General features: G+C 50.4%; 14 protein-coding genes and 1 pseudogene. 7 read left to right on the forward strand and 8 right to left on the reverse strand.

Annotated features, from left to right (window positions below):
- Nucleotides 1-9: 9 nt before the first annotated feature.
- The 3 genes from DPQ22_RS06240 to DPQ22_RS06250 all read left to right on the forward strand — a co-directional run bounded on the left by DPQ22_RS06240 (nt 10) and on the right by DPQ22_RS06250 (nt 4,077).
- A complete protein-coding gene (locus DPQ22_RS06240) occupies nt 10-1,746 on the forward strand; it encodes an NAD+ synthase (RefSeq protein ID WP_150214222.1) in 1,737 nt (578 codons plus the stop codon).
- A 39-nt stretch (nt 1,747-1,785) separates the two neighbouring features.
- Nucleotides 1,786-3,207: a glutamate--tRNA ligase gene (gene gltX, locus DPQ22_RS06245; protein ID WP_150214224.1), complete on the forward strand. Its 1,422-nt coding sequence runs from the start codon at nt 1,786-1,788 to the stop codon at nt 3,205-3,207.
- 528 nt (nt 3,208-3,735) lie between these two features.
- The gene (locus tag DPQ22_RS06250) at nt 3,736-4,077 is read left to right on the forward strand and encodes a hypothetical protein (protein ID WP_150214226.1); all 342 of its coding nucleotides are present in this window, start codon (nt 3,736-3,738) and stop codon (nt 4,075-4,077) included.
- A gap of 760 nt (nt 4,078-4,837) precedes the next feature.
- Here the strand turns inward: DPQ22_RS06250 and DPQ22_RS06255 are convergent.
- From DPQ22_RS06255 to DPQ22_RS06270, 4 genes and pseudogenes are all read right to left on the reverse strand, one after another.
- A pseudogene (locus tag DPQ22_RS06255) lies at nt 4,838-5,966 on the reverse strand (DEAD/DEAH box helicase); the annotation flags it as partial.
- 327 nt (nt 5,967-6,293) lie between these two features.
- Nucleotides 6,294-7,064, reverse strand: a complete 771-nt coding sequence (locus tag DPQ22_RS06260) for an NAD kinase (RefSeq protein ID WP_150214228.1) — start codon at nt 7,062-7,064, stop codon at nt 6,294-6,296.
- A 54-nt stretch (nt 7,065-7,118) separates the two neighbouring features.
- On the reverse strand, nt 7,119-7,994 hold the full coding sequence (gene purU, locus DPQ22_RS06265) for a formyltetrahydrofolate deformylase (protein WP_150214230.1): 876 nt from the start codon (nt 7,992-7,994) through the stop codon (nt 7,119-7,121).
- A 323-nt stretch (nt 7,995-8,317) separates the two neighbouring features.
- The gene (locus DPQ22_RS06270; protein ID WP_150214233.1) at nt 8,318-9,817 is read right to left on the reverse strand and encodes a flagellar biosynthetic protein FliO; all 1,500 of its coding nucleotides are present in this window, start codon (nt 9,815-9,817) and stop codon (nt 8,318-8,320) included.
- 306 nt (nt 9,818-10,123) lie between these two features.
- Here DPQ22_RS06270 and DPQ22_RS09330 point away from each other — a divergent pair, with 306 nt between their 5' ends.
- Nucleotides 10,124-12,985 carry an ATP-binding protein gene (locus tag DPQ22_RS09330; protein WP_150214235.1) on the forward strand — a complete coding sequence of 954 codons (2,862 nt, stop codon included), beginning with the start codon at nt 10,124-10,126 and terminating at the stop codon, nt 12,983-12,985.
- Nucleotides 12,986-13,238: 253 nt separating this feature from the next.
- Here DPQ22_RS09330 and DPQ22_RS06280 read toward each other — a convergent pair whose 3' ends face one another.
- Together DPQ22_RS06280 and DPQ22_RS06285 are read right to left on the reverse strand one after the other, a co-directional pair.
- Complete coding sequence (locus DPQ22_RS06280; RefSeq protein WP_150214237.1) at nt 13,239-14,132, reverse strand: hypothetical protein; 894 nt, start codon at nt 14,130-14,132, stop codon at nt 13,239-13,241.
- Between the two features lie 199 nt (nt 14,133-14,331).
- The gene (locus DPQ22_RS06285) at nt 14,332-14,664 is read right to left on the reverse strand and encodes a HesB/IscA family protein (protein WP_150214239.1); all 333 of its coding nucleotides are present in this window, start codon (nt 14,662-14,664) and stop codon (nt 14,332-14,334) included.
- Nucleotides 14,665-14,994: 330 nt separating this feature from the next.
- Here DPQ22_RS06285 and DPQ22_RS06290 point away from each other — a divergent pair, with 330 nt between their 5' ends.
- The 3 genes from DPQ22_RS06290 (at nt 14,995) to DPQ22_RS06300 (ending at nt 20,992) form a co-directional block, all read left to right on the forward strand.
- The gene (locus DPQ22_RS06290; RefSeq protein WP_150214241.1) at nt 14,995-16,227 is read left to right on the forward strand and encodes a deoxyguanosinetriphosphate triphosphohydrolase; all 1,233 of its coding nucleotides are present in this window, start codon (nt 14,995-14,997) and stop codon (nt 16,225-16,227) included.
- 60 nt (nt 16,228-16,287) lie between these two features.
- A complete protein-coding gene (gene argS, locus DPQ22_RS06295; RefSeq protein WP_150214786.1) occupies nt 16,288-18,045 on the forward strand; it encodes an arginine--tRNA ligase in 1,758 nt (585 codons plus the stop codon).
- 373 nt (nt 18,046-18,418) lie between these two features.
- On the forward strand, nt 18,419-20,992 hold the full coding sequence (locus DPQ22_RS06300; RefSeq protein WP_150214243.1) for an SPOR domain-containing protein: 2,574 nt from the start codon (nt 18,419-18,421) through the stop codon (nt 20,990-20,992).
- Nucleotides 20,993-21,360: 368 nt separating this feature from the next.
- Here the strand turns inward: DPQ22_RS06300 and DPQ22_RS06305 are convergent, their stop codons facing one another.
- Nucleotides 21,361-21,780, reverse strand: a complete 420-nt coding sequence (locus DPQ22_RS06305; protein WP_190323170.1) for a DUF2155 domain-containing protein — start codon at nt 21,778-21,780, stop codon at nt 21,361-21,363.
- A 56-nt stretch (nt 21,781-21,836) separates the two neighbouring features.
- Complete coding sequence (locus DPQ22_RS06310; RefSeq protein ID WP_150214245.1) at nt 21,837-22,178, reverse strand: hypothetical protein; 342 nt, start codon at nt 22,176-22,178, stop codon at nt 21,837-21,839.
- Between the last annotated feature and the right edge of the window lie 109 nt (nt 22,179-22,287).

Genomic DNA, 22,287 nt, shown 5'->3' on the forward strand with positions numbered 1-22,287 from the left:
GGAAATTCGATGAGCAGAAAACAGCGCCTGCGTATTGCTATTGCCCAGCTAAACCCCTGTGTGGGAGATATAGCGGGCAATTTACAGCGGGCAAAACAGACCTTGCTTCAGGCCGCAGCGGCAAAAGCGGATATTGTGCTGTTTCCTGAATTATTCTTAAGCGGTTACACGCCGGAGGATTTGGTATTGCGCCCGGCTTTTGTGCAGGCTTGTGAGCAGGCAGCGCAGGATCTGGCAGCGGCTACACGAAAAGGTGAAACTGCAATTCTTATCGGCCTGCCGGTTGCGCGCGGCGGTTTGGTATATAATGCTGTTATGCTGCTGGACAGCGGTGAAATTATTGCCGAGCGTCATAAAACTGATTTACCCAATTATGATGAATTTACTGAGAAACGGGTTTTTACCGCCGGCCGCGGGCGGTTTGCCACAAGCCGGCCGGTACTATGGCGTAACTGCCTGTTGGGGCTGCCAATATGCGAAGATTTGTGGAATGACGGAAAATTCGGCCAAAAACTGGCTGCCAAAGGGGCGGAACTGCTTTTGGTCGCCAATGCTTCGCCTTATAGCCGCGACAAACCTGCCCGCCGTTTGCAGGTGGCGGCAGAGCAGGCGCGGGCAAGCGGTTTGCCGCTCATTTACGCCAATCAATTTGGCGGCCAGGACGAGCTGCTGTTTGACGGCGGTTCTTTTGCCGTTGACGGCAGCGGCAAATATGTTGCCCAGGCCAGGCATTTTGCTGAAGATCTGGCGATAGCTGATTGGGAAAAAAGCGGTGCGGTCTGGCGCTGTGTGAAAGGCGGAAAGCGGCGTGTTTTACAGGGGGAAGAGGCTGATTATACCGCCTGTATGCTGGGTTTGCGCGATTATGTCGGCAAAAGCGGTTTTAAAAAAGTTTTATTGGGGCTTTCCGGCGGTATTGATTCCGCTTTATGTGCGACTATGGCAGCGGACGCCTTGGGAGCGGAAAATGTGCAGACCATTATGCTGCCTTACCGCTATACGAGTGACGATTCTCTTAAAGATGCCGAGCATTGCGCCAAAAATCTGGGCTGCGACTATATTATATTGCCGATAGAAAAAGCGGTGGAAGCGGCAGGCGCAGCGCTGGCGCCATTGCTTGGGGAAGAGGCTGCGCCAAAAAAATTGCGATTGGCGGCAAAACCGGCTGAAGATAATGTGTGGCGAGAAAATCTGCAAAGCCGTATGCGCGGCCTGTTTTTAATGGCTTTATCCAATAAAAGCGGTGCCATGCTGATAACCACCGGCAATAAATCGGAAATGGCTGTTGGCTTTGCTACGCTTTATGGCGATATGAATGGCGGCTTTAATCCGATAAAAGATGTTTATAAAATGCAGGTTTATGCTTTGAGCCGCTGGCGCAATAGCTGCCTGCCTGAAAGCGGCAAAAATAATGTCGCGGCGCCCATTCCGCCCAATATTATTGCCAAAGCGCCTTCGGCCGAGCTGAGCGCCGGGCAGCGCGATGAAGATCGCCTGCCGCCTTATCCGCTTCTGGACGCAGTTTTGCAGTGTTTTATTGAAGAGGAAATGGATTGCCCGGCGATTATTGCCGCAGGATATCCGCAAGATGTGGTTGAACGGGTAGAGCATTTGCTATACATTGCCGAATATAAGCGGCGACAGGCGGCGCCGGGGGTGAAACTTGGCCCGAAGGCTTTTGGCGCAATGCGGCGCTATCCGATAGTCAACGGCTTCAGAACTGCGCCGGGTTTTTGCTGTCAATGAAGCTCTGCCGCTTTATTGAGCAGGCTTTTGGGTAAAAATATGATTCGTGTCCGTTTTGCTCCTTCCCCCACCGGCTATATTCATATTGGCAATACGCGTATTGCTCTGTTCAACTGGCTTTTTGCCCTGCAGCATAGAGGCGGCAAAATAAAGGGGCATGAAAAACAGTCACAATTTATCCTGCGCTATGATGATACGGATAGCGGCCGCTCCAGACAGGAATATATTGACGCTATTGCCGAAGATATAGCCTGGCTGGGTATCAAGCCCGATGAAATTTATTTTCAATCTGCCCGGTTTGAGCGCTATGGGCTGGTGAGTGATTCCCTGCGTGAGGTCGGCCTGCTTTATCCCTGTTATGAAACGGCGGAAGAATTGGAAAGGCGGCGCAAAATCCGCCTGTCGCGGAAATTGCCGCCTGTTTATGGCCGCGAGGCGTTAAAACTGACTGAGGCAGAGAAAAAAGCCTATGCGGCAGAGGGGCGTAAACCGCATTGGCGTTTTCTGCTGCCAAATTATGATGGTAAAGATCCGTTTGCTGTTCAGCGCAGTGAAGTGCATTGGCTGGATAGTGTGCGCGGCCGCCAGACAGTGGATCTGGCCTCTGTTTCCGACCCGGTGCTGGTGCGCGCTGACGGCACTTATCTTTATACGCTGCCTTCTGTTGTTGATGATATGGATATGGGCGTTTCTCATATTATTCGGGGTGATGATCATATTACCAATACCGGGGTGCAAATTGCGCTGTTTAATGCTTTGGGGGCGGCTCTTCCGGTTTTCGGGCATGTTAATTTGCTGACAAGCGCTACGGGTGAAGGGCTTTCCAAACGTAAGGGCGATTTATCAGTGCGCAGCCTGCGTGAAGCAGGGTTTGAGCCAATGGCCATCGCGTCCCTGGCGGTATTGACCGGCACATCGGAAAATCTTGTCGCCTATAATAGCCTGGCAGAACTGTCCGGGCATTTTTCTCTTGCCGCTGTTTCACGCTCGGCCGCCAGGTTTGACCCGGCTGATTTGCTTAATCTGAATGGTCACCTTATGCGCCATTTGCCTTATGAACAAGCGGCGGCCGCTCTGGCCGGGCAGGGCATAAAGGGAGATAAAGCCAAAGCCTTTTGGGCCGTTATTCGCAATAATATTGATAAATTATCTGATGCTTCTGTGTGGTGGCCGCTTATCACAGATAAAGCCATTAAATTTATCCCCGCCTCTTATGATGAAGCGACATTTTTGCAAAAAGCCGCTGAGTTATTGCCGCTCGAACCGTGGAATCATGAGAGTTGCGGGCAGTGGATTGGCGCAATCAAGCAGGCGAGCAGCCGCAAAGGTAAAGAATTGTTCAAACCTCTGCGCCATGCGCTGACCGGGCGTGATAGCGGGCCGGAACTGGCGGATTTATTGCCGCTTATGGGGCGGGAACTTGTTTTTTATCGTTTGACTGGCGGCAATTTGGGGAAATAAATTTATCCTTTTAGCTATTGGCTTTTTGCCTGCTTTGGGCAAAGCGCGGGCGGGTGCGGTTTGGCCGGCGGGTGCCGGGGCTGATTCTGCTTTGGCGGCCGGCGCGCCCTTGGGGATAAAGGCACTATGCGCGCTCTATGCTGAAACAGGTGAATCCGCCATTATATTTTGCAGCAATCAGAGAGAATTATACGCATTATATCAGGGAATTGCCACGGATCTTTAAGAAAAAAGCTGAAAGATCTGACAAGGTTAAAAGCTGATATTTTTATTGTGCAGGAATGTGAGAATCCGCTCTATTAGACGGCAGAATATCGAGAATGGGCGGGAGACTATTTATGGGTGGGCGATTTTTACCATAAAGGCATTGGCATGTTTGCCAAAAGCCGCAACAGGCTTAAAGCTTTGGCATGGAACAGCAGTTTCACTATTTCCCTCCGGGCCGATAATACGCCGTCTTTTAGCTGGAAGACAGCGGACTTAAGACTTTTTCTCCCTTTTTAGTTTGGCGAATATATTATTCTGGCTGTGTGGACGAAAGACAGCCATAAAGACGGCGCTTTTGCCTATATCGGGCAATTATGGAAATATTTGCAACTGCATGGAGAAAATCCGCGTAGCGATAACAGCCTGATAATAGGGGATTTTAACAGAAATATTATTTGGGACAGACCTGACCGCCGGTGGAATCATTCTGATGTGGCAAAGGAATTGCAGGCTTTGGGTTTTATCAGCCTGTATCGCTTGCAGGCTGCTGAAAAACAGGGAGAAGAAATATGCCCCAGTTCTATCTCTATCGCCGGCAGGACAGAGCCTGTCATATTGATTATGCTGTTTGTGCCAATAATCTGGCCAAATGCAGCCGGTTAAGCATAGGCAGGCTTGCAGCTCAATCTTCGCCGCGATTATTGCAGCTACCGGCATAACTAATCAGAAACCGCAGGGGCGCGCGGAGCGTGCAAACCGCAGGGGCGCGCGGAGCGTGCAAACCGCAGGGGCGCGCGCGAGCTGTGCAAACAGCGCCCGGGTTGGACGCTCGACCCTGCGGCGGCGGGCGCAGCAAAGAACAGGCGCGCATGAGCTGTGCAAAATGCGGTCAAGCTGCAACTGAGGCAGTGAGGCGGCCACTGGCGGCGCAAATATAGCTAACAGAAAAACGGAGCAAGCCGGAAACCTGTCCAGGTTTTAGTAATTCATACGCCTCTTATTGTGGATATTACAGAAATTGCAGAATAAGAGGCAGAAGCTGCACCTGACACAGGCTGTCTTTGCAGCCAATTATCAATGAGCGCCAATTATTGTGTGGGAATCCGCATAAAAGCAGGCATATCCTGGCCAAAACCAAGGATTTTATTGCTTTCCGCCTTGCTGTGTTTCGGCTGCCGCTTTGCCGCGGGTGATAATTTTTCTGCCACAGGCTGCTGCCTTTCCGGTCTTTCAGCCTTAGCCATTATGTGCGCTTTATTGACCCTGTTTTTGCCACTATTGCGGTTTTTTTCACTTTTTACTGTCGGATCTGCTTGCGCTCCCGGCCCGGCACCGGCAGCTTTCCTCTGCTTATTGCTGCTTTTCGCGGCAGCAGCATCACTTTCCGCCTGGTTTGCTGCTATTGTCTCTGCTTGATGAAAGCGGGGAATAGCCTCTCCGATAAGTTTCTCAATAGCTTCAACGGCTTTAGCATCATTTGGCGTTATAATGGTAAAAGCCGTGCCGCTGCGCCCTGCTCGCCCGGTGCGGCCGATACGATGCACATAATCTTCGGCATGAATGGGAACATCAAAATTAAAGACATGGCTGACATCGGGAATATCCAGCCCGCGCGCGGCGACATCGGAAGCAACCAGCAGCTGCAATTTGTCGCGGCGAAAGTTTTCCAGCACAGTCATGCGATTATGTTGATCCATATCGCCGTGCAAAGCGCCGACATTGAAACCGTGGCGCGTCAATGAGCGGAATAATTCACCGACATCGCGTTTGCGATTGCAAAAAATAATAGCATTTTTCAGATATTCACCTTGCTCTTTAATAAGGGCGCGCAGAACACGGCGTTTATCCCAGGGCTTTTTATCTGATTTTACCAAATATTGGCTGATAGTGCGCGCGGCGCTGGAGGCAGCAGCAACTTCTATCCGCTGCGGATTATGCAGAAACTGCCCGGCCAGCGCTTCCAGCTCCGCTGGCATAGTGGCTGAAAACAGCAAAGTCTGCCGGGTCATGGGAATAAGTTTGCAAATACGCTCAATATCGGGGATAAAGCCCATATCCAGCATGCGATCCGCTTCATCAATAACCAGAATTTCCACCCCGGTCAGCAGCAGCTTGCCGCGGCCATAATGATCAAGCATACGCCCGGGCGTGGCAATCAAAACATCGGCGCCGCGCTCTAGCCGGCGCTCTTGTTCATCAAAAGAAACGCCGCCAATCAAAAGGGCAATATTAAGCCGGTGTTTTTTACCATATTTCTCAAAATTCTCGGCAATTTGCGCCGCCAGCTCGCGCGTGGGGGCGATAATAACCGTGCGCGGCATGCGGATACGCGCCCGCCCGCTTTCCAGCAAAGTCAACATTGGCAAGACGAAAGACGCCGTTTTGCCTGTGCCTGTCTGGGCAATACCCAGCACATCACAATGCTGCAAAATAGCGGGAATAGCGCCGGCCTGAATGGGCGTGGGGCTGTTATAACCCGTTTCCTTAACGGAAGAAAGAACTTTGGCGGAAAGGCCTAAATCGGCAAAATCAGGAGCAGAGACGCTGTCAATATGTTCAGTCAATGGCGTTTTCTATTTTCTCTTTATTACGCAAAGCCCGCGAACAACGGGCTTAATCACTCTGCCGGGCGATAAAGCCGGCAATACTACCCCCGCCGGACCTGTGTGCCTAACGGAAAATCAGACTGAGAAAAACCGCATTGACCAGCAACCGGATTGCACTGCCTGACTAAAGCAAGGTCATTATAATGAGCCGTTTATCTGAAAACAAGAGAATTTTATCAGTTGCGGCTGGAAAACGGCCCAATATGCCGAGAAAATCCGGCCTTTTGCGGGAAATCGGCAAGAAATACAAAAACCGGGCCAGGCTTCCATGTTTTAAACAGGGCAGGAAACGGGGAATTGCTCCGCCAGAATGCGTTCGTCCCATGAGCGATGCGGGTCAGATAAAACAGCAATTTTCACATTTCCGGCCAGAGCCACAGTGACCGACTGCACTGATTTTACCTCGCGATTATCGGCAGCAGCATTGACCGGGCGCTTTTTGTGATCCAGCACATCAAAACGAATTGTTACATTATTGGGGAGCAGGGCGCCGTGCCAGCGGCGCGGCCGGAAAGGGGAGACAGAGGTTAAGGCCAGAAGCGGCGCCATTAGCGGCAGAATAGGCCCTTGTGCCGATAAATTATAGGCAGTAGAACCGGCAGGTGTCGCCACCATTAACCCGTCACATATTAACTCTTCCATACGGGTTTTCGCATCAATGGCGATTTTTATTTTGGCCGCCTGATAAGACTGGCGGAACAGGCAAACTTCATTAATAGCCAATGCTTCTGTGCGGCCGTGTTTTCCTGATTCTGCCAGCATATGCAAGGGGCAAATATTCTCTCTGTCTGCTTTGGCAATACGCTCAGGCAGATTATCCTCTTCATAATTATTCATTAAAAATCCGACTGAGCCGCGATTCATACCGTAAATCGGAATATTATAATGCATGAATTTATGCAACACCTGTAGCATAGTGCCATCACCGCCCAGCACAATCAGGCAATCAGCCTGATTAGTTTTTACCTGGCCGTATTTTTTGGTCAAATTATGCCAGGCTTTTCTGCCTGATGCTGTTTTTCCCGTAATAAAGTGCAAGCGCATGGCAATCTCATTCCATAAAGGCGGCAGCTCATATAAGGGCCGGCCGCACTGGCCTTATCCGGCGGCAGTAAAATCGCCGGGGCCGGCGGGGAAGACAATAACCCGGTTATCATCAATAAAAATACGGTGCTGGCTATGCGCCAAAACCGCCCGCGCCAGTACCTGTGCTTCAACATCGCGGCCGATAGCAACAAAATCCTCGGCACTTTGCGCATGGCTGACGCGAATAACATCTTGCTCGATAATCGGCCCTTCATCAAGCGCCGCCGTCACATAATGCGCCGTAGCGCCAATCAGTTTTACCCCGCGCCGCCAGGCCTGTCTGTAAGGATTGGCGCCTTTGAAACCCGGCAGAAAAGAATGGTGAATATTGATAATTCTGCCGGCCATTGCTGCGCATAAATCAGCCGATAAAACCTGCATATAACGCGCCAGAACAATCAGTTCTGCCCCGGTCTCGGCAATAACGGCCTTTAAGCGGTTTTCTGCTTCGGTTTTATTGTCTGTAACCGGTATATAATGAAAAGGGACAGCATGAAGCGCGGCTAAATCAGCATAATCATTATGGTTGGAAATAATAGCCGCAATAGTAACCGGCAGGGCGCCGATTTGCCGGCGATACAGCAAATCATAAAGACAATGGCTGAATTTGGAAACCATCAGCACAAGTTTCATTTTTTGCGCTTTTTCGTGAAATTCCACTTTCATGGCAAAATTTTGTTTTATTTCTTTGAAATCGCTATTGAGCTTTTGCGGCCCCTTATTTTGCTCATCAATAAAATTGATACGCATAAAAAAACGACCTGTCTCTAAATTATCAAATTGTGATAACTCGGTAATATTGCAGTTATTTTTAGCCAGACAGGACGAAACTGCCGCGACAATGCCTTTTTGTCCGCGGCAGGAGACAGAAAGGATAAGATTATTCATATAACACCTTAAACTGAATTTTTGCCCGAAACTGCGCCGGCGTGCTCTTATGTTTCGGCCGCCGCTTGCTCTGCTTATAATAAATTCGGGTATGACACAAAATATTTTTCTTCAAGGTCGGCATTTTGGGGCTTATCACGGGTAGAAGGTTTTTCTGCAACTGTTTCTGGCGATACAGATTGAAGCAAGGCTGACAATTTTCACCGCGTCTGCCGGCGTTCAGATTGCAGCCTATGGCATAATCAAGGCGCAACAGCCAAAAATAATGCCGGTTTTAAACCGGCATCAGGCGCAGGCAGAATTCCAGCCCGGTTTCTCCCTCTTTATTTTTTTGGCGAAGAAGAGAATTTAATGCCGTTAGGTGCCCGCAATAATTCATCTTGCAGAATTTTATCAAAATCATTTTCTTCCGGCGGGGTTATTTTGGCAAAACCATTGGCAGAACCGAGAGGAGCCAGGTCAAAATCCTTGCTCATATTCCTTTCTTCCCGATTCTGGAAATTTTGCCGCTGTGTCTGCATTACGGGCGGGCGCATATCCGCATTAGCTCTGTCAGAATGTATATTCCGGGCTGTATTGCCGGAATTGGCACTATTATAGTGCGGGCGCGCGCCCTGTATTTCTTCAAATGCTGCTACATTATCGCGGCTTTTATCCTGTCTGTCACTTTGCTGCGCCATTCTATCAGGGCGGGGAACGGGATTAGGCATATTTCCGGCTGATAAAGGCGGCTGTGCGGCCGCGCGCGGCATATAGCCGAGATAAGGCGCATAAGATTCGGTCATTATTGGGCGAATGGGAGCATCAGGCATACCGTTAAGTGTATTTTGCCCCTGCCCATTGGCCATAGCGGCCGTTTCATTGCCGCGCAGCGGCGGCATTGCTGTCGACGCAGCGGCGCTTTGCCCATTGCGCTGCATTGTATCGCGCAAGGCGGCCTGTCTGTCGTCCTGGATCGGGTAGGGCGAGAAAGCGCCGTTTGCCTGAATATTTTCAGCCATATCGGTAAAGTCTTTATGCCCGCCGCCTTCCTGATCGACAGGGGCAGCCGGCCGGCCGCCGGCCGGATAAGCGGCATTTTGCCCGTTATGCGGCATTACCGGCGTAACCGGCGGCATATTATTGGCGCGCGGGGCAGAAAAAGCCGCCATATTGCCATGGCGCGCCGCTTGCTCTGCCGTTAAAGCCGGGCCGGCCCGCATATCGCGCATTACTCTGCCATAACGCTCTGCTTCATCAGGCCGCATGGCTGCTTCCTGCCGGCTATTATCCGGTCGTGCGTCCCGGTTCGGGTTTGGCGGCATATCGCGCCGGACTCTGCGGGCAAGAGCTTTTTCCGCCGCAAAATCGCGTTGCCTTTCATTATTATCTGTCACCGGCACAGGCTGCGGCCTGGCCATATAAGCATTATCTGCCGTCTGAGACCTTGTCGCTGTCGGGACTCCCCCCTGATTATTGGCAGATTTCGCATGATCCGGCCGGCCATCAGGCGGGCGCGCTTCAGCCTCATGCTTTCTGCTGCCGGATAAATCGGCAAATGTTTCCACAACCAGATCAGAATCGCCGCCGGTCAGCAATAAATGCTCAATATTGTCGCGGCGTATCAGGACAAGGCGCCGGCGATTGTCAAGGACGACACTGTCGCGCACGGAAATTCTGTGATTATCCTTATGCCTCGATTTGCCAAAAACGCGGCCGCCCCGGCGGCGAAAAACAACAAAGCAAAGCCAGAGAGCGAGCAGGACTGCAAGAGCGGCAAGCAAATAACCGACAACACGCGCCGCATCAGCACCGATACTTGCGCTTAGCCAAGAAGCATTCATAGGAAATCTCCATTATCGTTGCCGGATATGAAAGTCAGGCCAAAGCCTTGCTGCCATATTTCAAGAGCCTCGGATATTTTAGGCGAATATACGAAACAGCAATGTAAAAAATCTCTGTGAAAAAATAGCAATCCACAGAGAATTATCTTTTCTCGTAGCATATAATGCGGCGCACGGGCAGGGCAAGATGTCCGCGCGCATAAGAGCCGGAATATGGTAAATGACAGGCTTTCAGGGCAGATATTGCGGCAATTCCGGCAAATATCCGCCGGATAATGGCAGGTATTATCACAATCAGGGGATTATATGCCTCTTGCATTGCGGGAAAGGGAGACTGTTTTGGCAGAAAATCAGCCCGATACAATCGGACAGGCAAAAAACATATGGGCTGTTGTGCTGCGCTGTTTCTATATTGCTCTTATCGGCGCGGCTTTTATCGGCATTGTTCTGGTTTTTCAATATCAGCCGGCAGAAAAGGCGATTTTATCATTGATCAGCCTTTATGCGGCTGTCGGGATATTTTTTCTGCTTTGTGCTGCTTTTGGTCTATGCCGTTTCGGCCTGAAAGAGGCGGATAGTAATGCTGCGGCCGATGTGCTGGATAATCTTGCCGCTGCTATTGCTTTGACCGATAAAAAGGGGCGTTTTGTCTATGGCAATAAAGCCTATCGGCAACTGGCGGGAGCGGCGCCGGTTGCGCCTGAAATTTTGCTGGCGCGCGATAATCAGGCCGCCGAAGCAGCCGGTCGCCTGAGCGAGGCGGCCGAAAAAGGGCGGTTTTTGCAGGAAATAGTGCGGCACCGCTACTTTTTGCCTGTTATGGAGGGCAAAGCGATTAAGCCGCCGGTTATTCCTGCGGAGGCGGTAATCCCCCCCGGTCTTTCCACTGGTGAAGCAGCCGGCGACAAGCGCAATCACGATTGGCGTATTGATGTGCGCCCGTTTTTTTCCGGCGGCTATGCTTTGGCCATATGGACAATTACGGTAATAGAAGCAAGAGAAAGCCCGCCTGATTTTATTCATCATTTACAGGCTGCCGTGGGGCATTTTGACAATGCGCCGGCGGGCTTTTTATCGTGGGATACGGCAGGACGGCTTGTCTTTTTTAATGCTGCTTTGGCGCGTCTGGTGCAATTTGATTTTTCTCAGCCGGCGGAGGTTTTATCGCTTGAAAATATATTCGGCCGGGAAAACGGGCAGAGAATTTCTGTCTGGGAGCAGGATCTGCGCCGGCGGGCAGCGGTACAGCAGGGTAATAAAGAAAAGGCGGGCGATTATCCTGATATAACCGCTGCTCTGCCTCTCTATGTCGCTGATGCAGGCGGGGAGCAGAAAATATTATATCTTTATATGGACAGCAAGCAGGCGGAAGGCGCTGTGTCACATGCTTTGCTGCTGCCGGAAAATGTCGGCCGTCTTGTCGCCGGCGCACCGCCGGATACCGGTGATAATGCTGTTGCCGACAAACCGGCGGCAGAACAGGAGCAGGCGCAACAATTTGACATTAACGATTATTTTTATCGTAGTCCGATTGCTTTGGCGGTAATAAAACGCGGTTTGCAATATATGCAGGTTAATGCCCGTTTTAATGCCATGTTTGCTTTGGTAGATAATAGTGATACGGCTGCTTTCCCGCCGGAGACGGGGCAAAACCGGGCCAAACGAGAGATTATCCGTTTTTTTGCCGCAATAGCCGAGCCGGAGCGTGAGCGCGTTATGCAGGCTGTAAATGTTGCTTTCACCACGGGAGCAGGGCCGGCGGCACCGCTTGATGTAGTGTTACCGGGGGAGGAAACACGCTATATTCGCCTTTATATAACGCCGGTGCGGGCTGACAGCCGCGGTCACGAGGCGGTGATTGTTTCTGTCGTGGAAATAACACGCCAGCGGGCCTTGGAGCAGCAAATGGAACACAGCCAGAAAATGCAGGCTGTCGGCCAGTTGGCAGGCGGTATTGCCCATGATTTCAATAATGTTTTAACGGCGATTATTATGTCATGCGATTTGCTGTTGGGCAGCCATCGCAGCTCTGATCCCTCTCACCCTGATATTATCAATATCAAAAACAATGCCGGCCGCGCGGCTTCACTGGTGCGGCAATTACTGGCTTTTTCACGCCGGCAGACTTTGCGCCCTGAAATATTGGATTTAACCGATATGCTGGCGGATTTGCGCCTGTTAGTGGTGCGCCTGGCCGGAGATTCCGTGCGTTTGAAAATTGAGCATGGGCAATCTTTATGGGCCGTCAAGGCTGACCAGGCGGAGCTTGAGCGGGTGATTATGAATTTGGTGGCCAATGCGCGCGATGCTATGCCGCAGGGGGGAGATTTGATCATTCGCACTGATAATATCAGCAGGGCCGAGAGCCGGAACCTGCCTTATCAGGCTTTTGAACCGGGCGATTATGTCTTGATAGAAGTGGCCGATAGCGGCGGCGGTATTGCTCCCGAAATTATGGAAAAAATTTTTGATCCGTTTTTTACCACCAAAGAAGTGGGGAAGGGGACAGGGCTTGGCCTTTCTATGGTTTACGGTATCGTCAGCCAGACAGGCGGTTATATTTATTGCCGCTCGGCTGTGGGGGAGGGAACGGTTTTCAGTATTTATCTGCCGCGCTATATTGCCCGGCAAAATATGATGCCGGATAGTGTTTTTGCTGCTGCCAGTGGCGCGGCGGGCAGTCCTTTGCCCGGGCAAACGGCCGCCGGCGGGCAATATGGCCTGTTAACCCAATCGGGGATAAAACTGCCAAAAGCAGAAAAGGCGATAGATCTTTCCGGCTCGGCCAATGTGCTGCTGGTGGAAGATGAAGATGCTGTGCGCATGGGTGGGGTAAAAGCGCTGCAATCGCGCGGTTATACGGTTTTTGAAGCGGCAAGCGGCGTAGAAGCCTTGCGCATTATCAAGGAGAGGCAGGGCGCTATTGATATTGTTGTTTCTGATGTGGTTATGCCGGAAATGGACGGGCCGACTTTGTTGAAGGAATTGCAGCAATTTTACCCGAATATAAAATTTATTTTTGTCTCAGGCTATGCGCAGGAGGCCTTTGCCAAAAACCTGCCTGAAAATGCTGATTTTGCCTTTTTGGCAAAGCCTTTTTCTCTCAAGCAATTAGCCGGCACTGTCAAGACAATGCTGGAAGAAAACGGCGCTCAAGCCGGATTATAAGGCCGGCACTATTGGCGGCAAATCATGCGGCACGGTTGCGATGATGAAAAGCCGGACAAGCGATATAGTAACTCCCTTACACTGCTCCAGTATATAAAGTCGCGGCGATAAGAAGCCGGCTTCAACCCAAACAGGCCGGCATTATGCGGCGCCGGGATACCAGGATAATAGGGCTGAGATGATGAAAAGCCGGATATTTGCCGGGCAGAAACAGGCAGGCAGCGTTTCAGCCTGAAACGGAATTCCTGATCCTTTAATCCATTCCGTCTTCATCAACACTGTTTTGCGCTGTGGCCGCTACTTCTATTTCTTCATCTTTGCCGGATAAAACGGTGAAGCCTTTTTGATAAATTTTGTCTTTATTTTTTGCCACCGCAACATAATTGCCTTCAGCCAGAATAATATAGGCATTGGCATTGGCAATTTCACGGACAATATCGCCGGAATCATTCATAATCGCCCAGCTTGTATCGGCCAGCGCTTCGCCGCCTGTTTGCCGCACCAGCTTTAAAATAATCTGGGCGGCTCTTTGCTGCATGGTGGCTTCAAGCAGTTTCCCCGCTTCTATGCGTATATCGGAACGGGTAACCGCGTTGCCTTGGCCATAATTACAGACAATATGATAAGCGCCCGCCGGCAGGCGGATAATGTCACCGGCTTTTGCGTCTTCAATCAGCGGCTTTTGCTCGCTAAGCTGTCCCTCATTATAAATAGTGAAATGCAACTGTTTTTCGTTAATTTTGCCGTCCGGCAGAATTGCATTTAATTTCAGCCCGCCGGCGTTTAAATTAAAATCTTCCATATAGGTTTTGCCGCCGGCTAAAGTGACGGCTTTGCTCATGCCGGCGCGGCCAAAGGCAACAAAAGCAATATAATCCCCCGGTTTGAGAGAAAATCTGGCGAAACTGTCGGTTGATTGGGCAATAAGCGGCAATTTATTACCCAAGCCAGGATTCGCGCCGTAAACACGCCATTGCAGTCCCTGGCGAACAGGCGGGCCGCCTTCGGTCAAATGTGCTTTCATGGTCAGTTCCGCCTGCCCCGGTGAAGTAACATCTATACCGCGTTTATTATCGGCTGCTGCTTCGCCCTGATTATGTTGCGCTATGGCTGGAGCCTGAGCAGCGGCGGCCTGTCTTACTGCCATTGCTGATTGGGAAAAAGCGGCTTGCGGCATAAAACTCCAAAAGGCCAGATATAAAGGGATAATAAAGCAGCGGGCAAAATTCCGGCTTTTTCGTGTGGAGAAAGAGCAAAATACCGGCAAAGTCCCTCACTTTCAGCATAGGCTGCGCCTGCATCATAAATAAATCTGCCTTGATTGCCGGCAGGGTAAATAATACTTTTCAGGCAATGGAAAAACTGCTGCCGCAGCCGCAAGAGGCAATGGCATTCGGGTTATGAACGGCAAAAGCCTGCCCCATTAAATTATCAATGAAGTCAATTTCGGCTTTATCGAGGAAAGGCAAGGAAATATTATCGATAAAAACCCGCGCCCCGTCCTGTTCTATAACAAAATCATCTCTCTGCGGCTTTTCCTGTTCTACCAATTCATATTTATAGGAAAAGCCGGAACAGCCGCCGCCTTCCACCGAAAGACGCAAGGCAGATTTGCCCGGATTGGCTGCCAGAATGGCGGCAATGCGTTTTGCCGCCGCTGCTGACAAAAAAACTGTCATATATTTTGCCTTTATTCGGGTTTCCCGCCTTTATGCCTGCCTGCCGGCCAAATACATGGCACAGAACCGGCAAAAGTGCGCAATTATGCTGCCATAATCTGTTACAGCGGTTAAACTAGCATATTTTGTCACAATGGGGAAAGGTTTTTATTAAACCTGCCGGTTTAAGCTTGCACGTGTCACAAAAAGCTTGCAACAAAGCCGGAAAGCAAAATAAAACAGTCCTGCCGGCAGCGGAATCGGGAAGCTGGTGCGGCGCCGGTCTGAAATGCGGTTTGAATGACAGGCTGCCGATACAGATAAAGCAGATTTGCAAGGCTATAAGGCTCAATGAAAGAAGCGGGGCAGAAAAATAAAATAATATTGGGTTGCGCTTATGCGGCGCGGGCGCCTTTTGCCGCTAATCCTGAAAAAAGCCGCGGGCGCCTTTTTGCCGAGCCGGCAAGCCGCACGCGCAGCGCTTTCCAGCGCGATCGCGATCGGGTTATTCACGCCAATGCTTTTCGCCGGCTAAAACATAAAACGCAGGTTTTTATTGCTGAAGAGGGGGATCATTATCGCACGCGGCTGACCCATACTATTGAAGTGTCGCAAATTGCCCGCGCCCTGGCGCGCAGTTTGCGGCTTGATGAAGACCTGGCCGAGGCTATTGCTCTTGCCCATGATTTTGGCCACACGCCCTTCGGCCATACGGGGGAAGATGCGCTGAATCTTGTTATGCAGCCGTTTGGCGGGTTTGACCATAATGCCCAGACCTTGCGTATTGTAACCTTGCTGGAGCATCGCTATGCCGCTTTTGACGGGTTAAACCTGACATGGGAGAGCCTGGAGGGCCTGGTCAAGCATAATGGCCCGCTGGCCGGCCGGCACAGTAAAGCCGGCGCAGTTAATCCTTATATTGCGGCTTTTAATGCAAAATGGGATTTGCACCTTGCCGATTTTGCCGGGCTGGAGGCGCAATGCGCCGCTATTGCTGATGATATTGCCTATAATGCGCATGATATTGACGATGGTTTGCGTGCCGGCTTGATAAATTTTGCCCAACTGGACAGGCTGGAGCTGACAGGCAGGCTGGGGCGGCAAGTGCGGCAGCTTTATCCGGGCCTGGACGCGCCGCGCCGCTCTTATGAGCTGGTGCGCCGCCAGATTACCGGCATGGTGGAAGATGTGATAGAAGAAGCCTGCCGCCGGCTGGAAGAGGCGGCGCCGCCTGATATTGAGGCAATTTACAAAGCCTCTCAGCCTTTTGTCGTCTTTTCTGCCGTAATGGCGGCGCAGGAGAAAGAGCTGAAAAGCTTTTTATACAAAAATCTTTACCATAATGAAAGGCTTTTGGCCGGCCGTGCTCAGGCAGAAAATATTCTAAAAGATTTATTTGCTTATTATATGGAAAATCTGCAGGCTCTGCCAAAAGAATGGCAAAACAGAATAATAGCGGAGCAAAAAGACGATGCGGGCAGCAGCCGGGCGCGCATTATTGCCGATTTTATTGCCGGCATGACGGATAATTATGCTCTCAATTCTTATGAAAGCCTGTTTGACCGCAAGGTAAATCTGGCTTAAACAGAGTGGCAGGGGAGCCGGGCAATAAACGGAATTTGGGCGCTAATGACGATGAAGACTATGAATATTTTTAATCTTTTTGAAAGCCGCCTTAAAGAAAAAATAATAAAAGCCGGCTTGCGGGCAAAAGACGGCGCGCCGCTTGATCTTGATTTGGTCAGTATAGAAGCGCCGCGTGATGCCTCGCATGGCGATATTGCTACCAATGCGGCTATGGTGCTGGCCGGCCAATACGGCGAAAATCCGCGTAATCTGGCCGGCAGACTGGTTGCTTTACTGCAAGATGACAAGGATATTGCCGCTGTAAATGTGGCCGGGCCGGGCTTTATCAATATCAGGCTGAAAGAGAGTTGCTGGCAGGCTTTATTGGGCAATATTCTGGCCGCCGGGCGCAATTACGGCCGCTCTGACCGGGGGAAGAAGGCTAAAATCAATGTGGAATATGTTTCTGCCAATCCGACCGGGCCTTTGCATGTCGGCCATTGTCGCGGGGCGGTTGTCGGCGATGTTCTGGCTAATTTATTGCATTTTGCCGGTTTTAATACGGTCAAGGAATATTATGTCAATGATGCCGGCGGCCAGATTGATGTTTTGGCGCAATCCGTGTTGCTGCGTTATCGTGAGGCGCTGGGTGAAATTATCGGCGCGATTCCTGAGGGGCTTTATCCCGGCGCTTATCTGGTGCCGGTGGGGCGGGAACTGGCAGAAATCTATGGCGACAGCCTGCTCTCCCGCGATAAAGGCGAAGCGCTGGCGCTGGTAAAGGATTATGCCGTCAAGGCGATGCTGGCTCTGATTCGCGAGGATTTGCGCAGCCTGAATATTCATCACGAAAAATTTTTTTCGGAGCGGTTTTTGCATAAAAATGACGCCGCGGCCATTAGAGCGGCGATTGATGATTTGACTGTGCGCGGCTATGTTTATAAGGGTGTTTTGCCGCCGCCCAAGGGCAAAAAAACTGCCGATTGGGAAAATCGCGAACAGACTTTATTCCGTTCTACTGCTGTGGGTGATGATGTGGACAGGGCACTGATAAAGGCTGACGGCTCTTACACTTATTTTGCCGCCGATATTGCCTATTTCAAGGATAAATATGATCGCGGCTTTAAAGAGATGATTTATATTCTCGGCGCTGATCACGGCGGTTATGTCAAACGGCTGCAAGCTGTCGCCAAGGCTGTTTCCGGCGGCAAGGCCAGGCTTGATGCGCTTTTGTGCCAGTTGGTCAGGCTGTATCGCAATGGTGAGCCGGCGCGCATGAGCAAGCGGGCGGGCAATTTTGTCACTTTGCGTGATGTGGTAGAGGAAGTCGGCAGCGATGCAGTGCGTTTTATGATGTTATATCGCAAGGCCGATGCGCCGCTGGATTTTGATTTTGCCAAAGTGACCGAACAATCCAGAGATAATCCGGTTTTTTATGTGCAATATGCGCATGCGCGCTGTTATTCTGTTTTGCGGCAGGCCGCCGGGCAAATAGGGGTGACAGGCTTAACCCGTGAAAATTGGCCGGCAGCGGCGCTGGAGCGGCTAAATGATGAGAGTGAATTGGCGCTTATTCGTAAAATGGCAGCATATCCGCGCCTGATCGAGGCTGCCGCCCTGGCGCGTGAGCCGCATAGGCTGGCTTTTTACCTTTATGAATTGGCTGCCGATTTTCACGCTCATTGGAATAAGGGCAATGATACTGTATCCCTGCGCTTTATCCAGCCGCAGGATCAGGCGCTGACAATAGCGCGTCTGGCGCTGGTGCAGGCTGTTGCCGATGTTCTGGCCGGCGGCCTGATGCTAATGGGAGTTTCAGCCCCGCAGGAAATGTAGGCAAGTGCGCCAATAAGGCGGTTTGTGCATTCTGTTGGCGGCCTTGTCGGCTTTTTGCCGTGCTCTTGCCCCAAACAGGGCAGAAACGGGCCGCATAGCGAATCAGTTGACGCGGCGGAGCTTCGAGCCGGGAGAGGGGGTTTCTGTATTTTTCGTTAAAATAGATTTTGTTTTTTGTCTTTTATGTGCTGCAAACTGCTTTTTGTTGGAAAAAACAGGCTTTTTCTGTGTATTTTCTTTAAAAAAACGGCTGAGGCGGCAAAAAGGCAATCTTTTTTTATATGTCTCTGGCATATTTTAAGCTTATCGTATCGTCTGGCATATTAAAAGTTTTCGGCACAAAGGGGAGATTTTGTCCGATAGGAACACAGATATGAACTTTGATCGTAAATCCGGCAATAATAGTGGTAAAGTCGCGGAAGGTTCCAATACCTTTCCGGAGCTCCCCCGTATGTTTGGCGGCAAGGCACAAAACGGCTTTTCCGGCCGTAATCTGCCTGCCGATCAGCATAATTTTGCGGGTGATGAGTATCCTTCGGGTGCGTTTCCAGCCCTTGATATTGCTTATCCTGATCAGACTATTCATGATGCAGGCGGCAGTTTTGTGTCTGATAATAATACGACAGAGTTTGAGGCTGATTTTCAGGCCTGTAATGAGATGAGTGGACAAGCATTTGGGGCCGGGCAGGCTGAGCCTTATAATGCTGCGCCGCCGAATAATCCTTATCAATATGATAATTCGGCCGCCGGCCGGCCGGGCTCGGCTTTTTATGCGGACGAGCAATATGAAACCTATATGCCGCAGCAGGAAATATATAATCCCGCCAATGAAGCGAGGGGGCGTGATTTGCCGGCAATGGAGGCTGGTGAGCAGGGTTTTGCCGGTAGGAACGGTTATGCTCATCAATCTTTTGCACCGGAGGCGAGGCAGGATATATATAGCCGGCATGATGATGACGCTTATGGGCAAAGCCGACCTCAATATGCGGCCGTAGCGGAGTCCTATTCTGATGAAGCGCCCTATGCGCCTGATCCGGCGCAGGGAGAACCGGGAATGACAGAGAGATATTTTGTCGAAAATAATAATATTCAGGGCGGCAGGGCGGTTGATGATGATTCTGCTGAAAGCGGATTGCAGGACAGGCTTTTTGCTGAAGAAACATTTCATAGCGGCCTGAATGAAGGGGCTTTGCTCCAGCCGGCCCGTTTTGAGCCGTCCGATTATGATTATGACTATGATTATAATGCGCCGGCGGAAGAGCCGGCTATGCCGGGTTTGGCTGCTGAAGAAAGAGAATATCCTGCTGTTAATGCTTATGAGCGGCAGGATTTTATGTCGCCGGCTCAGGCTGCCTCACCCCGGGATTATGATTTTTCCGATTCCGGAAATGAAGAAAGAAACGCTGCGGCGCCTTCTGCTATTGGGCAAAGCTTTTCTCACGGCTATAATTTGCAGGCTGCTTCATATAATAGCGGGGCGCAACCGCTCTATTATGATAGCGGGGTTGCGCGACAAAATAGCGGGCAGTTTTTTTCTGCTGCTTCTGCGGGGCTTTATAGAGAGCAGGGTATGGCACCGGCGCAAAGTGAAAAAGCGGGCGGAGATTTTGCCGCGGCCGGTTTTGCTTATACCGATATTATGGAAGAGCCGCCTTATAATACGGGTGATGAAGCGCCGCTGCCTTTTATTGAAGACGAAGAAGAGGATAATTTTGCCGCTGACTTTGCTCGCTTAAAGGCTGATACTGCCACAATAAATGAAGCAGCAGGCGGAGGTATCGCCGGCGATTTTGAAGAAATAGCTGCAAGCCGGCCGGCCCGGGCAGAGCGCAGTAAAGCAGCTATTGCTGCTGGTTTGGCCGATTCGGCTGCTCCGGCGCCCAAAGCGCAGCCGGGCGGGATTCAAGCGGCTGCCCATGCCGGCGGGCAGAATTTTGCCGCTGATGCGGCTTATGGTGACGGCCTATATGACTGGGCAGCCCCTGCTGCTGTGCCGCCGGCTCCGTATAAACGCAAGCCCTTGCCGGTGCAGGGAGGCAAGGGTAAAAAAATAATATTACTGGTGGCGGTGTTTATTATTTTACTGCTTGCCGGCGCCGGGCTTTATTGGGTGTTTAGCGGCCGTCAGGCAGCTTATAGCGGCGGGCCCGTAATTATTCACAAGGCTGTGGGGGATTATAAGGTCAAGCCGGATAATTCTGCGGTAAAAGCGGCCAATAATCAGGAGCAATCTGTTGCAGAAGGCGTAAGCGGCGATAATGCTGCCCAAAATCAACAGGAAATGTTGATTGACAAGACGGAAGCTCCGGTTGAAATGCAGAAAATGGAAGAAAGATTGCCTTTTTCTGATGAAGGCAGTTTTGATCAATCTTCGGTTGATTCTCTGGTGAAATCTGTTGTGGCGCGGGCCACTCCGGTTCACATTATACCAAGTGTGCGTGTCGGCGCTGACAGGAAAATTATTGCTTCTGCCGGGCGCGATACGGAAAAGGTGCTGCTTCCCGGTGCTCAGGGCAGCTTTACGGTGAAACAGGGGCATAAGCAGAACCAGGTCGACAACAAAAATGCGCTGGCGCCGCCTGTAGCGGCAGCTTCGTCTGCTACGGCGCCGCCGCCGGTGAAACCGGCAGAGCGCGTTGCTTCGCCGGTGCAAAAAACTGCTGCTGCAAAAGCCGATTCTGCCCAAATGGCCGCCGCCGCCGTTGGGGGCAATTTTTATATGCAAATATCTTCGCAACCAAGTAAGGAAGCGGCTGAGCAATCTATCCGTATGGCGAAGAAATATTTAAGTGAAGATACTGGGCGCCGAATTGTCATTGTCCCGGCCCTTATTCCGAATAAAGGGACATATTATCGCGTGCGTATCCAGGCAGAAAGCCGCGAAGCCGCCGCTCATTTATGTGAAGAATACAAGCAGGCCGGCGGTACTTGCTTTGTGGCACAGTAATTTTTGAAAATTTATTATATAAATATTTTTCCTGCTGATTTTTCCCTTTATTGTTTATGATTTACTCTCCCCGAAATTTGCTTTTTTGCTGTATGCCTTGGGCTATAAAGGCCGTTTATTATGGCTGGGAGACTTTCCGTTTTAAAAGAAAAATATTTTTTACCGGTTGAAGCTGTAAGGTAACAGGAATTCCCTGTTTTAGCTGTCTAATATTTGCTTTATACAACATAAAATATTTCAGACCAAACAGGCACTGATTCAGATCGCAACGAAAAATCCATATTGACAAACGCTCCGTATTTCTTATCAAAAAAGAGGAAGCGAAAGATAAAACAGAGCAAAAGGGCAAGAATCTTCAACAGGCTTTATTATTTCTGCTTGCAATTTATTAGCCAGGCATCATAAATCGGGTGATCTACAGCATTCAGGCCGGGGCTGTCGGCAAACATCCAGCCGGTAAAAATACGTTTGATTTTTTGATCCAGCGTTATTTCATTCACTTCAACAAAACTATCTGTTTTGACTGCTTCATCTGCCGGATTAGTATAACAAATGCGCGGCGTAATTTGCAAAGAGCCGAATTGATATGTCTCATTGATACGAATATTAAAAATTGTCGTGCGCCCTGTTATTTTATCCAGGCCGGAAAAAACGGCAATCGGATTACGAATACGCTCGGCTGGCGCTGACAGGCTACAGATAAAAAGCGTGGCGCCGGACAAAGCAAAAACGGCCAGCACATGCTTTATACGATTAAAGGCAGTAAATTTTCTCATTTCAGTCGACATATATTATAACAGGCCTTTGCCGTTTACTCTCACTCATTTTCACTCTCATAACAGGGTTATAATATAAAAAAGGCTGTTTTACTATTATCTCTCTGAAAATTGCCGATATTTTTAAAACAAGACTCTGTTTCCCGATTACGATGATAAAACCATGTTTGCCCATAACCGCACCGAATAGCGATTATCAGGCAAAACCGCCAAATCAACTGCTTTACAATGGCGTATACAGAAAGCTGTTGCAAGGTGCCGGTGCCGGAATAGCGCACATAGCAGCGATTAGCCGGTCTAACGCGTCTATTAGCCAATATAGGTGCGGCAGCACCGGAATATAGCGGCAAAAGCATAGGTGCCATTAAACTTTCAGGCTCGGCACTCGCGCCACTATAAGCAGGAATCATAATTCTTAAGGCTTTATTTGAAGGCTATTAGCGGCTGCCGGCACCATAATCGGCCGGAAAGAGCGAAATTTTATCCCGGCTAAAATGGCCGGCGCCTCGCCATAACACG

It is taken from the genome of Candidatus Tokpelaia sp. (assembly GCF_008636115.1).
GTDB lineage: Bacteria > Pseudomonadota > Alphaproteobacteria > Rhizobiales > Rhizobiaceae > QLZD01.

Bases quoted from the DNA above. Each gene is read 5' to 3' on its own strand.
- DPQ22_RS06240 (WP_150214222.1), top strand. From the start codon at position 10: ATGAGCAGAAAACAGCGCCTGCGTATTGCTATTGCCCAGCTAAACCCC.
- gltX (WP_150214224.1), top strand. From the start codon at position 1,786: ATGATTCGTGTCCGTTTTGCTCCTTCCCCCACCGGCTATATTCATATT.
- DPQ22_RS06260 (WP_150214228.1), bottom strand. From the start codon at position 7,064: ATGCGCTTGCACTTTATTACGGGAAAAACAGCATCAGGCAGAAAAGCC.
- purU (WP_150214230.1), bottom strand. From the start codon at position 7,994: ATGAATAATCTTATCCTTTCTGTCTCCTGCCGCGGACAAAAAGGCATT.
- DPQ22_RS06270 (WP_150214233.1), bottom strand. From the start codon at position 9,817: ATGAATGCTTCTTGGCTAAGCGCAAGTATCGGTGCTGATGCGGCGCGT.
- DPQ22_RS09330 (WP_150214235.1), top strand. From the start codon at position 10,124: ATGCCTCTTGCATTGCGGGAAAGGGAGACTGTTTTGGCAGAAAATCAG.
- DPQ22_RS06280 (WP_150214237.1), bottom strand. From the start codon at position 14,132: ATGGCAGTAAGACAGGCCGCCGCTGCTCAGGCTCCAGCCATAGCGCAA.
- DPQ22_RS06285 (WP_150214239.1), bottom strand. From the start codon at position 14,664: ATGACAGTTTTTTTGTCAGCAGCGGCGGCAAAACGCATTGCCGCCATT.
- DPQ22_RS06290 (WP_150214241.1), top strand. From the start codon at position 14,995: ATGAAAGAAGCGGGGCAGAAAAATAAAATAATATTGGGTTGCGCTTAT.
- argS (WP_150214786.1), top strand. From the start codon at position 16,288: ATGAATATTTTTAATCTTTTTGAAAGCCGCCTTAAAGAAAAAATAATA.
- DPQ22_RS06300 (WP_150214243.1), top strand. From the start codon at position 18,419: ATGAACTTTGATCGTAAATCCGGCAATAATAGTGGTAAAGTCGCGGAA.
- DPQ22_RS06305 (WP_190323170.1), bottom strand. From the start codon at position 21,780: ATGTCGACTGAAATGAGAAAATTTACTGCCTTTAATCGTATAAAGCAT.
- DPQ22_RS06310 (WP_150214245.1), bottom strand. From the start codon at position 22,178: ATGATTCCTGCTTATAGTGGCGCGAGTGCCGAGCCTGAAAGTTTAATG.